At 73.5% G+C, this 13,011-nt stretch carries 13 protein-coding genes; 8 read left to right on the top strand and 5 right to left on the bottom strand.

The window, feature by feature from the left end; genetic code table 11:
• Positions 1-32: 32 nt before the first annotated feature.
• The gene (locus tag N8I84_RS28185; protein WP_263232262.1) at positions 33-1,733 is read right to left on the bottom strand and encodes a DAK2 domain-containing protein; all 1,701 of its coding nucleotides are present in this window, start codon (positions 1,731-1,733) and stop codon (positions 33-35) included.
• A gap of 285 nt (positions 1,734-2,018) precedes the next feature.
• On the opposite strand from N8I84_RS28185, the gene rpmB reads away from it, so the two are divergent.
• The 4 genes from rpmB to N8I84_RS28170 all read left to right on the top strand — a co-directional run bounded on the left by rpmB (position 2,019) and on the right by N8I84_RS28170 (position 6,572).
• The gene (gene rpmB / locus N8I84_RS28180; protein ID WP_003993230.1) at positions 2,019-2,204 is read left to right on the top strand and encodes a 50S ribosomal protein L28; all 186 of its coding nucleotides are present in this window, start codon (positions 2,019-2,021) and stop codon (positions 2,202-2,204) included.
• A 110-nt stretch (positions 2,205-2,314) separates the two neighbouring features.
• On the top strand, positions 2,315-4,939 hold the full coding sequence (locus tag N8I84_RS28175) for a BTAD domain-containing putative transcriptional regulator (RefSeq protein WP_313884297.1): 2,625 nt from the start codon (positions 2,315-2,317) through the stop codon (positions 4,937-4,939).
• Positions 4,939-5,334 (top strand): hypothetical protein, encoded by a 396-nt coding sequence (locus tag N8I84_RS43410; protein WP_313884296.1) that lies wholly within the window; start codon positions 4,939-4,941, stop codon positions 5,332-5,334. The genes N8I84_RS28175 and N8I84_RS43410 overlap by 1 nt, the downstream gene beginning before the upstream one ends.
• A gap of 35 nt (positions 5,335-5,369) precedes the next feature.
• Positions 5,370-6,572 (top strand): FAD-dependent monooxygenase, encoded by a 1,203-nt coding sequence (locus N8I84_RS28170; protein WP_263232261.1) that lies wholly within the window; start codon positions 5,370-5,372, stop codon positions 6,570-6,572.
• 11 nt (positions 6,573-6,583) lie between these two features.
• Here N8I84_RS28170 and N8I84_RS28165 read toward each other — a convergent pair whose 3' ends face one another.
• Positions 6,584-7,546 carry a thiamine-phosphate kinase gene (locus N8I84_RS28165; protein WP_103838079.1) on the bottom strand — a complete coding sequence of 321 codons (963 nt, stop codon included), beginning with the start codon at positions 7,544-7,546 and terminating at the stop codon, positions 6,584-6,586.
• Positions 7,547-7,752: 206 nt separating this feature from the next.
• Between N8I84_RS28165 and N8I84_RS28160 the strand changes: the two genes are divergently transcribed.
• The gene (locus N8I84_RS28160) at positions 7,753-7,986 is read left to right on the top strand and encodes an Lrp/AsnC family transcriptional regulator (protein ID WP_028802415.1); all 234 of its coding nucleotides are present in this window, start codon (positions 7,753-7,755) and stop codon (positions 7,984-7,986) included.
• A gap of 20 nt (positions 7,987-8,006) precedes the next feature.
• Positions 8,007-8,489, top strand: a complete 483-nt coding sequence (locus tag N8I84_RS28155) for a DUF3515 domain-containing protein (protein WP_263232260.1) — start codon at positions 8,007-8,009, stop codon at positions 8,487-8,489.
• Between the two features lie 36 nt (positions 8,490-8,525).
• Here N8I84_RS28155 and N8I84_RS28150 read toward each other — a convergent pair whose 3' ends face one another.
• The 3 genes from N8I84_RS28150 to N8I84_RS28140 all read right to left on the bottom strand — a co-directional run bounded on the left by N8I84_RS28150 (position 8,526) and on the right by N8I84_RS28140 (position 11,543).
• A complete protein-coding gene (locus N8I84_RS28150; RefSeq protein WP_263232259.1) occupies positions 8,526-9,683 on the bottom strand; it encodes a D-alanine--D-alanine ligase family protein in 1,158 nt (385 codons plus the stop codon).
• Between the two features lie 82 nt (positions 9,684-9,765).
• On the bottom strand, positions 9,766-10,776 hold the full coding sequence (locus tag N8I84_RS28145; protein WP_263232258.1) for an NAD(P)H-dependent glycerol-3-phosphate dehydrogenase: 1,011 nt from the start codon (positions 10,774-10,776) through the stop codon (positions 9,766-9,768).
• Positions 10,773-11,543: a lysophospholipid acyltransferase family protein gene (locus tag N8I84_RS28140; RefSeq protein ID WP_263232257.1), complete on the bottom strand. Its 771-nt coding sequence runs from the start codon at positions 11,541-11,543 to the stop codon at positions 10,773-10,775. The genes N8I84_RS28145 and N8I84_RS28140 overlap by 4 nt, the downstream gene beginning before the upstream one ends.
• A gap of 200 nt (positions 11,544-11,743) precedes the next feature.
• On the opposite strand from N8I84_RS28140, the gene cofC reads away from it, so the two are divergent.
• The gene (gene cofC / locus N8I84_RS28135; protein WP_263232256.1) at positions 11,744-12,391 is read left to right on the top strand and encodes a 2-phospho-L-lactate guanylyltransferase; all 648 of its coding nucleotides are present in this window, start codon (positions 11,744-11,746) and stop codon (positions 12,389-12,391) included.
• Between the two features lie 396 nt (positions 12,392-12,787).
• Entirely contained in the window at positions 12,788-12,991 is a 204-nt protein-coding gene (locus tag N8I84_RS28130; RefSeq protein WP_103838073.1) for a hypothetical protein, read from the top strand.
• The last annotated feature ends 20 nt before the right edge of the window (positions 12,992-13,011 follow it).

The following is a 13,011-nucleotide window of genomic DNA, read 5'->3' as shown; positions in this document are numbered from 1 at the left end:
CCTCTGGGCGGGGCGCCCGGCGGCGCTCCGGATCACTCCACGCCGATCAGCAGCAGCGGCCCCTGACGGCCGCCCCGGTAGACCACCGTGTCCACCGCCAGGTACGACTCGCGCACCCGCGCCTCCAAGTGCTCCACGACGGCTTCCGGGGCCTCGTCGGCGAGGACCAGGGTGACCAGCTCCCCGCCCGCCGCGAGCATGCGGGTGAGGACCGTCTCGGCCGTCGCCGTGACCTCGGAGCCGATGACCACGACATCTCCGTCGATCAGACCGAGGACGTCCCCGGCCTGGCAGATGCCGGCCATCGTCCAGGACCGCTCCGCCGCCACGGTCACCTCGGCGTACCGGGTCGCCCCGGCCGCCGACGTCATCGCCACGACGTCCTCGTCGAAGCGCCGCTCCGGCTCGTGCACGGCCAGCGCCGCGATGCCCTGCACCGCGGACCGGGTCGGGATCAGCGCCACGCGGACGCCCTCGGTGCGGGCCTGCTCGGCCGCGGCGGCCGCGGTGTGGCGCAGGTCGGTGTCGTTGGGCAAGAGCACGACCTCGCGCGCGTGCGCCCGCCGTACCGCCTCCACCAGCTCCCCGCTCGCCGGGGGCTCCCCGGGGCGGGCGAGCACGGTGGTCGCCCCGGCCTCCTGGTAGAGCCCGGCCAGACCCTCGCCCGGCACCACGGCCACCACCGCCCGCTGCACCGGCTCACGCGGCGGTCGCCCGGCGCCCGCGGTGTGCGCGTCCTCGGCGCCGAAGTGGGTGATCCGGATCCGGTGCGGCCGCCCGGCCTCGATGCCCGCCTCCACGGCGGCGCCCGCGTCGTCGACGTGCACATGGACGTTCCACAACCCGTCCCCGCCGACCACGACCAGCGAGTCCCCGAGCGCGTCGAGCCGCTCCCGCAGCCGCGCCACGGCCGCGTCGTCGGCCTCCAGGAGGTAGATCACCTCGTACGCGGGCCCGCCCCCGTCGGCGGAGCAGTCCCCAGGCCCCTGGCGGGGCACGGCCGTCCTGGGGTCCGGCACGCGCGCGTGGCCGCCGGAAGCGGCGGCCGACGCCTCCACGGCCGCCCGGGGCGCCTCGCCGGTCAGCGTCTCCACCAGCGCCGCGAGCACCGCCACCAGCCCCCGGCCGCCCGCGTCGACGACTCCGGCGCGCTCCAGGACCGCCAGTTGTCCGGGCGTCGCCGCGAGGGCCGCCCGCGCTCCCTCGTACGCCGCCCGTGCCACGCCGCCGCAGTCGCCCTCGGCGCCGGTGACCGCGTCCGCGGCGGCCGAGGCGACGCTCAGCACGGTGCCCTCCACGGGGTGCGCGACGGCCTGGCGCGCGGAGTCGGCGGCCTGCCTCAGGGCGAGCCGCAGCCCCCGCGCGTCGGCATGGGCCGTCTCGCCGTCGGCGGCGAGCACCTGCGCCATGCCGCGCAGCAGCTGCGCGAGGATCGTCCCGGAGTTGCCGCGGGCACCGATGAGCGCGCCGTGCGCCATGGCCCGTACGGTGTCGGCGAGCGCCGGCCGCCCGTCGCTGCCGGCGGCGCCCGTCTCGTAGCCGGCGAAGACCGCCTCGACGGCCGCCGCGGCCGACTCCACGGTCAGATACAGGTTGGTGCCGGTGTCTCCGTCGGCCACGGGATAGACGTTGATCGCGTCGATCTCCTCGCGTGCCCGCCCCAGCGCCTGAAGGGCGAGAGAGCACCAGGTGCGCACCGCGCGAGCATCCAAGGGCTGCGGCACCTGCGCCACCTGCGCCTCCTTCAGCTGCTGGACGTGGGAGGCAGCGTAGACCCACAAGGGGTGCGGGCCGGAAGAGGGCCGGGGGACGCCCGTGGTCGGGCCGTCCACAGGGCCGGGAGGAGGTGCGGCGGGGCCGTGGTAGTTTCGTTCTACGGGCGCAGCCGATGTATGCTGCTCCGGTTGCCCGATCCAGGTCGGGTGTTTCCCCTGGCAGCGCCACTCAGATCCTGCGATCTCGATCCCGGCATGCCGGGACCATAACCGTAAGTGCATCTGAAGTCTTTGGAGTGACCCGTGGCTGCCAACTGCGACGTCTGTGGCAAGGGGCCGGGCTTCGGCAACAACATCTCGCACTCGCACCGCCGTACGTCCCGTCGCTGGAACCCGAACATCCAGCGTGTGCGTACTGTGGTCGGCGGGACGCCGAAGCGCGTGAACGCTTGCACCTCGTGCATCAAGGCCGGCAAGGTCTCGCGCTGACGTCCAGTTAAGCGCGCGGCCACCGCTGGTTCGCTGCACTGAGCCGGTCCACCTCGGTGGGCCGGCTTTTTGCTGTGCCCTCGCGGGCGACGCCTGCCAGAATCCGCCGCATGCGCTTCGGCATCCTCGGCCCCCTCGACGTCCGCACCGAGGACGGGACCCCGCTCGACGCCGGCGGCCCCCGCCCCCGGGCGCTCCTCACCCTGCTCCTCCTCGACGCCGGGCGGACTGTGTCCTACGAGCGTCTCACCGAGGGCCTGTACGGCGACGAGCCGCCCGCGGGAGCCGTGGGCGCCCTCCAGTCGCAGATCTCCCGGCTGCGCAGGCGGCTGGGCCCCCACGCGGAGATCGAGGCGGCCCCCACCGGCTACCGCCTCGCCGTCTCCCCCGACACGGTCGACGCGCACCGTTTCGAACGGCTCGCCCGCGAAGGCTCCACGGCCCTCTCCGGCGGCGACCACCGTGCGGCGGCCGCCGTGCTGCGGGAGGCGCTCGCCCTGTGGCGCGGCCCCGCGCTCGCCGACCTTCCCGACGCACCGGCCGAGCGCACCCGGCTCGAGGAGCTGCGGCTGGGCGCCTTGCAGGACCGCGCCGAGGCGGACCTCGCCCTCGGAGCCGGCTCCGGCCTCGTACCCGAACTGCGCGCACTGCTCGCCGCACACCCGCTCAGCGAACGTCTGTACGAGCTGCTGATGCGGGCCCTGCACGCGGCCGGGCGGCCCGCCGAGGCGCTCACGGTCTACGAGCAGGCGCGCCGCACCCTCGCCGACGAACTCGGTGCCGACCCCTCGCCCGGCCTGTCCGCCCTGCACCAGGAGCTGCTGCGCGGCACGGGTCCCTCCCGGGCCGCGCGCGTGCCGACCCATCTGACCGGCTTCGTCGGCCGCGCCCCGGAACTGGCGCGCATCCACGATCTGCTCACCGCGCCCGGCACCCGCCTGGTCACGCTCACCGGCCCGGGCGGTGCCGGCAAGACACGGCTGGCCACGGAGGCGGCCCGCAGGCACCCCGACGTCCACTTCGTCGAGCTGGCCCCGCTCACCGACGGCTCCGCCGTCCCGTACGCCGTCCTCACCGCGCTCGGTGTGCGCGACGGCTTCCGCGGGCCGGCCGTGGACGCCACGGAACGGCTGCTGGCGGCCCTGGAGGACCGTGAGCTGCTGCTGGTGCTCGACAACTGCGAGCACCTCGTCGAGGACGCCGCACGCCTCGCCGCGCTCGTTCTCGCCGCCTGCCCCGGCGTACGCGTCCTGGCGACCGGGCGCGAGGCGCTGGGCATCACCGGCGAGGTGCTGTGCCCGGTGCCGCCGCTGCCGCCGGAGCACGCCGAGCGGCTGTTCGTGGACCGGGCCCGGGCGGTGCGGCCCGGTTTCGAGGGGCACGCGCGCGTGGCGGACGTCTGTGCCGCGCTCGACGGGCTGCCGCTGGCCATCGAGCTGGCCGCGGCCCGGCTGCGCACCCTGACCCCGGACGAGCTGGCCGACCGCCTGGACGACCGGTTCCGGCTGCTGTCCCGGGGGGACCGCACCAAGGCGCCCAGGCACCGGACGCTGCGCGCGGTCGTGGAGTGGAGCTGGGACCTGCTGGACGACGAGGAGCGGGAGCTGGCCCGGCGGCTGTCCGTGTTCTCCGGCGGCGCGACCCTTAAGGCGGTGGAGGCGGTGTGCGACGCGCCGTTTCCGGAAGACCTCATGGCATCGCTCGCCGAGAAGTCGTTCCTGGAGGTGGCCGAGGGGCGCTACCGGATGCTGGAGACCATCCGCGCGTTCACCGCCGAGCACCTCGACCGGGCGGGAGAGCGGGAGCGGCTCAGGGACGCGCACGCCGCGTACTACCTGCGCCTGGCCGAGCGGGCGGAGCCGTACCTCCGCAGCGGGGAACAGCTGCCCTGGCTGGCCCTGCTCACCGCCGAGCACGGCAACCTGGAGGCGGCGCTGCGCCACCTCGTGTCCACCGCTCCCGCGGACGCCCTGCGCCTGATGGCCGGCCTGTCCTGGTTCCGCCGGCTGCGCGGGCCGCACGGTGAGCAGGTTCCCCTCGCCCGGGCACTGCTCGCGGCCGTCGGTGACGAACCGCCCGAGCGACTGGCCGAGGAGTACGCCCTGTGCGTGATGAACACGATCACCGGACGCGGCGACGACCCGGCCGAACCCGAGCGCATCGCGCGGGTCTCCACGGTCATGCGCGCTCTCGACGAGCCGCTGCGGCGGCCGTCCGCGATGGTCCTGTGGGCGCTGGTCGGTGGCCCGCTGCTGTCCGCCGACGCGGAAGCCCGGGCCGTCCAGGTCGGTGACGCCCCCTGGGGCCGCGCCGTGCTGGACCTCGGCCTCGCCTACCAGGCGCTGTTCTCGGGTGGGGCCGCCGTCTCGGAGGCCGCCTTCACCCGCGCCCTGGCCGGTTTCCGTGCGACCGGCGACCGCTGGGGCATGGCCAACTGCCTCGATCCGCTGGGAGCCTTCGCCGACTGGCGCGGCGAGTACGAGCGGGCCCTGGAGCTGCTCGACGAGGGCCTGGCGCACGCCCGGGAGCTTCAGGCCCCGGAGGAGACCGCGGACCTGCTGCGTTCCCGGGCGACCGTGCTGCTGCACGGCGGCGACTTCGCGCAGGCGGCCGCCGAGTTCGAGCAGTCGGCCGACCTCGCGCACTCCGCGGGCGCCCCCGACAAGGTGGCGGCGCCCGGCGCGGCCTGGGTGACCTGGCCCGGCGGTGCGGTGACACGGCGCACGCGCGCGTGATGTACGAGAGGGCCCTGGAGGCTTGCGCGGCCAGCTGGTTCAGCGCCGGTGAAACCGTCCGCATCCTCATCGGGCTCGGCCGCACGGCCGCCGCCGAGGGACATCCCGAGGAGGCCCGCGACTGGCTGGCGCAGGCCGCCGATCTCGCCGCCGAGCAGCCGGGTGTGCTGGAACTCGCCGAGACCGCCGAGGCGTTGGCGTCGATCGCGGAGTCACCCGAGCGTGCGGCCGTCCTCCTCGGCGCGGCCACGGGCCTGCGGGGCGCACCGCTGCTGGGCGACCCCGAGGTCGTGGGCATCCGCCGGGGCACCCGCGCGAAGCTGTCCCCCGAGGCGTACGAGAAGGCCTTCGAGGAGGGCCGGCGGCTGCGGTCAGCGGCGGTCAGCGAACGGTAAGGGAACGGTCAGCGGCCCCGGCGACGCTCCTTGCCATGACGAACACACACCGCCTCGGCCACCTGAACGTCCTCGTCTCCGGCGCCAGCGTCGCCGGACCCGCGATCGCGCTGAACCTCGCCCGGTACGGCGCACGCGTCACCGTCGTCGAGAAGGCGCCCGCCCTGCGCGGCGGCGGCTTCGCGGTCGACTTCCGCGGCCATGTGCACCGCAGGGTGCTGACCGCGATGGGCATCTGGGACGACATCCACGCCCACCAGACCCACATGGGCCGGCAGACGGTCGTCGGCCCCGACGGCAGCCCGCGCGTCGACCTGCCGTCCGAGATGATGAGCGGCGACGTGGAGATCTTCCGCGGCGACCTCGCCCGGATCATGTACGAACGCACCAAGGACCGTGTGGAGTACGTGTTCGGCGACTCCATAGCCACGCTCGACGACACCCCCGACGGCGTCGACGTCACCTTCGAGCACGGCGCGCCCCGCCGTTTCGACCTCGTGGTCGCCGCCGACGGCCTGCACTCGCCCACCCGTCGCCTCGTCTTCGGCGACGAGTCCCGCTACCTGCGCTTCTTCGACCACTACGTGGCCGCCTTCGACATCCCCAACCACCTGGGCCTGGACCGCACCGGCCGCCTGTACAGCGAGCCGGGCCGCGCGGTCGTCATCGGCAACTACGACGGCGACCCGGACCGCGCGGGCGCCCTGCTGGTCTTCCGCTCCGAGCGGCTCGCCCACGACCGCCGGGACATCGCCGCGCAGAAGCGGATCCTCACCGAGCGGTTCGCGGGCATGGGCTGGGAGGCCCCGGCGGTGCTCAAGGCCCTCGAGGACGCCGACGACCTGTACTTCGACGCGATCGCCCAGATCCATGTGGACCGCCTCACCAAGGGACGCGTGGTGCTGCTCGGGGACGCCGGGTACGGGGCCACGATGGGCGGCATGGGCACGGGCGTGGCGGTCGTCGGCGCGTACGTCCTGGCCGGTGAACTCGCCCTCGCGGGCGGCGACCACCGCAGCGCCCTGGTGGCGTACGAGGCGAGGATCCGGGACTTCGCCAAGGGCTGCCAGAAGACCTCCGGCAACGCGGGCCCGTTCTTCGCCCCGGCCACCGAGCGGCGGATCCGCACCCGGGACCGGATGTACCGGCTGCTGAGCTCCCGGCCTCTGGCGAGCTTCTTCAAACGGCTGACCGAGAAGTCGGCGACGGCCATCGAGCTGCCGGAGTACCCGTTGTGAGACCCCGGCTGCTACTCGATGTCCGAGAAGTGGTCCCAGCCGCCCTTGCTGGTCCACGGCGCCCCGTCGACCGTCACCTGCGGCAGCGCCGACGGGTTGAGGACCTCGCCGATCACCTTCCAGCGGGCCGGCAGCTTCACGTCCGGCGGGAAGGTGGCGACGATCGCGTGGTCCTCGCCGCCGGTGAGCACCCACTGCAGGGGGTCAACGCCCACGGCCTGCCCGATGTCGTTCATCTGGGAGGGGATGTCGATGGCACCGGAGCGGATGTCGATCCGCACCTTGCTCGCCTCCGCGATGTGCCCGAGGTCGGCGATGAGCCCGTCGCTGACGTCGCACATCGCGGTGGCGCCGAGCCCTGCGGCGGCCGGACCCGCGTGGTACGGCGGCTCGGGGCGCCGGTGTGCCTCCACGAACGCGCGCGGCGAGCGGAAGCCGCGGGAGAGCACCGCGTACCCGGCGGCGGACCAGCCGAGCCAGCCGGTGACGGCGACCACGTCGCCGGGCTGGGCGCCGGCCCGGGTGACCGGCTCCTGGTTCCGCAGGTCGCCGAGCGCGGTGATCGAGATCATGATGGTGTCGCCGCGTACGACGTCGCCGCCGACCACCGCCGCACCCGCGACCTGGCACTCGTCGCGCAGGCCGTCCATCAGCTCGGTGGGCCAGGTGGCGGGCAGTTCGGCGGGGACGACCAGACCGAGCAGCAGCGCGGTCGGCACGGCGCCCATGGCGGCGATGTCCGCGAGGTTCTGCGCGGCCGCCTTGCGGCCGACGTCGTATGCCGTCGACCAGTCGCGGCGGAAGTGCCGGCCCTCCAGCAGGATGTCGGTGCTCGCCACCACCCTGCGGTCGGGCGCGGCGACCACCGCGGCGTCGTCGCCGGGGCCGACCCGGACCGCCGGGGTGGTGGTGAGCCGCGAGGTGAGCTCCCTGATGAGCCCGAACTCGCCCAGCTCGCCCACGGTGCCCTTCATCGTCGTACGTCCCCTTCTCTTGCCTTCCGCGCCCGGTCGCGAGCTCTCATCGTCCTCGGTACGGTCGTCTCGACCGTCACCTTGTGCCGCCGGTGTCGCCCGGCGCTCACGCCACAGCGCCCGCGGGTCTCCCCTCGGCGAGCGACGACGCGGTACCGTGGCGTCCCTTCTCTCCACATGATCCTCGTGGCCGCCCTGGAGGTTCCGTGGTACAGGCGTACATCCTGATCCAGACGGAGGTCGGCAAGGCGTCGACCGTCGCCGAGACGATCAGCAAGATCCCTGGGGTGATCCAGGCCGAGGACGTGACGGGTCCGTACGACGTCATCGTGCGCGCCCAGGCCGACACCGTCGACGAACTCGGCCGCATGGTGGTCGCGAAGGTCCAGCAAGTGGACGGCATCACCCGCACCCTGACCTGCCCGGTGGTGCACCTGTAGCCCCCGTCTACGCTTGCCCGGTGAACATCCTGCGTCACCGGCTGCTCGGTCTGCCCGCCCTCGCCCTGCTGATCGCCGCCGTGGGCTGCACCTCGAGCGACGCACACCCCTCGGCCGCGGTTCCCAGCCCGGGCACGAAGGTCGCGAAGCTGTGCCGGAACCTGGACGAGGTGCTGCCGCGGAAGGTGGGCGGCCAGGGCCGGAACGACCCCGAGCCCCGGTCCGCGCTGACGGCGGGCTGGGGAAGCCCGGCGATCATACTGCGCTGCGGGGTGGAGCGGCCCGCGGAGATGTCGGACCCGGACGCCGACGGCGTGGAGGTCAACGGGGTGGGCTGGCTGTTGCAGAAGGAGAACGACGGGTCGTTCCGGTTCACGACGACGCTGCGGCAGGCGTACGTCGAGGTGACCATTCCCAAGGCGCGGACGGCTGGGGGCGCGGGACCGCTCGTCGATGTGGCCCCTGCCGTCAAGAAGGCGATCCCCGAGGGGATCGCCTCCTGAGAGCGGATGGGACACGGGCTCCGAGCCGTACGGTCCTCAGCGCAGCCCGGTCGCGCGGTCCAGCGCCGCCTGGATCAGGCGGTCGACCAGTTCGCCGTAGGAGATCCCGCTCGCCTGCCACATCTGCGGGTACATCGAGATGGGCGTGAACCCGGGCATCGTGTTGATCTCGTTGATCACGAACTCGCCCTCCTCCGTCAGGAAGAAGTCCGCGCGGACCAGCCCTTCGCAGGACGCGGCCTCGAACGCCGCCACCGCGAGCCGCTGCACCTCGGCGGTCTGCTCGTCGGTCAGCGGGGCGGGCACGATGCCGGGCGTGGAGTCGATGTACTTCGCCTCGAAGTCGTAGTAGGCGTGCGTGTCCGGCGGCGGGATCTCCGCCGGTACGGAGGCGCGCGGGCCGTCCTCGAACTCCAGGACGCCGCACTCGATCTCGCGGCCCCGGACCGCCGCCTCGACCAGGATCTTCGGGTCGTGGCGCTGGGCCTCGGCGATCGCCTCGTCGAGACCGGAGAGGTCCTCGACCTTGGTGATGCCGATCGACGAACCCGCCCGCGCGGGCTTCACGAACAGCGGCCAGCCGTGCTCGCCGGCGAAGTCGACGATCTTCTTGCGGGCGGCGGACTCGTCGCGCTGCCACTCACGCGGCCGGATCACCACGTACGGGCCGACCTTGAGCCCGAACGAGGCGAACACCCGCTTCATGTACTCCTTGTCCTGGCCGACGGCCGAGGCGAGCACGCCCGAACCCACGTAAGGGACCCCGGACAGCTCCAGGAGACCCTGGAGGGTGCCGTCCTCGCCGTAGGGGCCGTGCAGCACGGGGAAGACCACGTCGACCTCGCCCAGCGCCTTGGGCACCGAACCGGGCTCGCTGTAGACGACTTCGCGGCTCGCCGGGTCGACGGGCAGGACGACGCCGCCCTCCTGGGACTCCGCGAGGTCCTCGACGCTGGGCGTGCGGCGTTCGGTGATCGCCATGCGCTCCGGCGCATCGGCCGTGAGCGCCCAACGGCCGTCCTGAGTGATGCCGATCGGCAGGACGTCGTACTTCGTCCGGTCGATGGCGCGCAGCACCGCGCCGGCGGTGACCACGGAGATCCCGTGTTCGGAGCTGCGGCCGCCGAAGACGACGGCGACACGCGGCTTGCGGGGCGGCTGCCCAGGGCTCTGGAGGAGGTTCTCGGTGCTCATATCGCGATGAGAGTACCCGTAGGTAGTGCCCTGGGTCAGCGTGCGCCCCGCAGGCGAACGATCAAAAACGGGGCGGGATCGCTCAGCGTCGTTCGGGCTTCGCGCTGCGCGACATCAGTTCCTTCAGAGCGACCACCGGGGGCTTGCCCTCGTGGACGATGCCGACGACCGTCTCCGTGATCGGCATGTCGACACCGTGCCGGCGGGCCAGATCCAGCACGGACTCACAGGACTTGACCCCCTCGGCGGTCTGCCGGGTGACCGCGATGGTCTCCTCCAGCGTCATGCCCTTGCCGAGGTTGGTGCCGAAGGTGTGGTTGCGCGACAGCGGCGAGGAGCAGGTCGCGACCAGGTCACCCAGCCCGGCCAGTCCCGAGAACGTCAGCGGGTCGGCGCCCATGGCGAGCCCGAGCCGGGTCGTCTCGGCGAGGCCGCGGGTGATGAGCGAGCCCTTGGCGTTGTCGCCGAGGCCCATGCCGTCCGCGATGCCGACCGCCAGACCGATGACGTTCTTGACCGCGCCGCCGAGTTCGCAGCCGACGACGTCCGTGTTGGTGTACGGGCGGAAGTACGGCGTGTGGCAGACGGTCTGCAGCCGCTGTGCTACGGCCTCGTCGGTGCAGGCCACCACGGCGGCGGCGGGCATGCGCGCGGCGATCTCACGTGCCAGGTTGGGCCCGGTGACGACGGCGACGCGTTCCGGGACGACCTTGGCGACGTCCTCGATGACCTCGCTCATCCGCATGGCGGAGCCGAGTTCGACGCCCTTCATCAGGGAGACGAGGATCGTGTGGGGTGCGAGCAGCGGCGCCCACTCGGCGAGGTTCCCGCGCAGGGTCTGGGAGGGGACCGCGAGTATCGCGAAGTCGGCGTCGCGCGCGGCCTCGGCGGGGTCCGTGGTGGCGCGCAGGTTTCCGGGGAGTTCCACGCCCGGTAGGTAGTCCGGGTTCGTACGGGTGGAGTTGACCGCCTCGACGAGTTCGGCGCGGCGCGCCCAGAGGGTGACCTCGCACCCGGCGTCGGCGAGCACCATGCCGAATGCCGTCCCCCACGATCCCGTTCCGAACACGGCCGCCTTGACCGGCTTGCTCACTGGCCCTGCCCCTCCTTCTCCCGTGCCGTCTGCTGTGCGGCGGCCCGGCGGCGCTGCTCGATGCGCACCTCGCGCGGGTCGTACGGCTTCTCGGGCGCCTTCTCGCCGCGGATCTCCTCCAGCTGGCGGGTGATGGCGGCCATGATGACCTCCGTCGCCTCCTTCAGGAGGTCGGGGGACATCTCCTTGCCGTAGAAGCGCGTGAGGTCCACGGGCGGGCCGACGAGCACGTGATGCGTCTTGCGCGGAAAGAGGTCGGGCTTCTTGGCGTAGGGCGGCAGCAGCTCGTTGGCGCCCCACTGGGCGACGGGGATGACCGGGCACCTGGTCTGCAGGGCGACGCGGGCGGCGCCGGTCTTGCCGGTCATGGGCCAGCCGTTCGGGTCGCGGGTGAGGGTGCCCTCGGGGTAGAAGGCGACGCACTCGCCGCGCTCCACGGCGTCGATGGCGGCCCGGAAGGCGCTGAGCGCGTCCGTGGACTCCCGGTAGACGGGGATCTGGCCGGTGCCGCGCATCGCGGCGCCGACGAATCCCTTCTTGAAAAGGCCGCTCTTCGCGAGGAATCGGGGAACGCGCCCGGTGTTGTACTGAAAGTGGGCGTAGGCGAAGGGGTCCACATGCGAATTGTGGTTCACCACGGTGATAAATCCACCTTCGGCCGGAATGTTCTCCATTCCGCGCCAGTCCCGCTTGAGCAGAACCACCAGCGGCGGTTTGCAGAGGACCGCTGCGAAGCGGTACCAGAAGCCGATTCTGCGGCGGGGCACGCGGACACCTTCCTCTAGGGACCCGGCACGAGGGGCCTGGCGCTTGGCTGTGGGCCGCACAAGTGTCGCCCCAGGCCGCCCGTCTGTCGAGAACACCGTACGCCCGCCTGTCTCCGACGACCGCGCTGCATGCGGCTTCGCACATGTTCTCCATGGGGGCGGGAGACAATGGGCGCGACGAGGACAGGGACGGAGCGCTCGTGCAGTGGACTGTGGTCGTACCCCTGAAGGCCTTGGCGCGGGCCAAGAGCAGACTCTCGGACACCGCGGCGGACGCGGTGCGTCCGGGGCTGGCGCTCGCCTTCGCGCAGGACACGGTGGCCGCGGCGCTGGCGTGTGCCGCGGTGCGTGATGTGGCGGTCGTCACGGACGACCCGGTGGCCGGGCGGGCGCTGGCGGCCCTGGGCGCCCGGATCGTCCCGGACGAGCCGGCGGGCGGGCTGAACGCCGCGCTCGCGCACGGGGCGGCCGCCGTACGGGCACTGCGCCCGCGCGGTGCGGTGGCGGCGCTCAACGCGGATCTTCCGGCGCTGCGGCCCGTGGAATTGGCCCGGGTCCTGGACGCGGCCGCGGAATTCCCGCGCGCTTTTCTGCCGGACGCCGCCGAAATCGGCACGACGCTGCTGGCCGCGACCCCCGGCGGCGAATTGCGGCCGTCGTTCGGACCTGATTCCCGGGCACGTCATCGCGCGTCGGGAGCGGTGGAACTCGACCTCGCCGAGGTGCCTTCGGTACGCCAGGACGTGGACACGGGCGACGACCTGCGCGCGGCCCTGTCCCTGGGCGTGGGCCCGCACACCACGGCGGCTACGGCCCGGCTGCTGATTCCCGGGCAGCCGGGAGGCTGACGGACGCCTCCGGCGCGTGCGCGGTACGACGGGCCCGTCACCGGGTGCGGCCGTCGACGAACGGCGGCACGCCGTCGAGCGGAGAGCGGCCGCTCGGTACGCGCGGCCGGCGCTCGTGCGACGACGGGCGCGGACGGTGCGCCGAAGCGGAGCCGACGGCTCTCTCCTCCGGCGGTGCCGTCCGAACCGGCAGTGCGGTCGCGCCGCCGTCACTCGGCGCCGTGGCGCTGTGACGCCGTGGCGCTGTGACGCCGTGGCGCTGTGACGCCGTGGCGCCGTGGCGCCGTGGCGCCGTGGCGCCATCGCGGCGGCCGTCCAGGACCCGTCGGCGCTCAGTCCCGCCTTCGTGCCCCCGCCGCCGGGCTCGGCGCCCACCGGCGCCGATAGGCTGCGGTCATGCAGGCGACCGCGTACACCTACGACCCCGACAGCCGCACCGGGCAGGTGCTGCTCGACGACGGCACCCCGGTCCCCTTCGACGCGGCGGCGTTCGACGCCGGCGGGCTGCGCCTGCTGCGGCCGGGGCAGCGGGTGCGGGTCGAGATGGAGGGCGAGGGTGAGGGCCGGCGGATCACGCTGGTGACCCTGCACACGTTCTGAACACACCGCGGGCCGGGCTC

The sequence above is a fragment of the Streptomyces cynarae genome (assembly GCF_025642135.1).
GTDB classification, from domain to species: domain Bacteria; phylum Actinomycetota; class Actinomycetes; order Streptomycetales; family Streptomycetaceae; genus Streptomyces; species Streptomyces cynarae.
The sequence above is the reverse complement of the archived record's forward strand: the minus strand, read 5'-3'. Positions and strand labels throughout refer to the sequence as shown.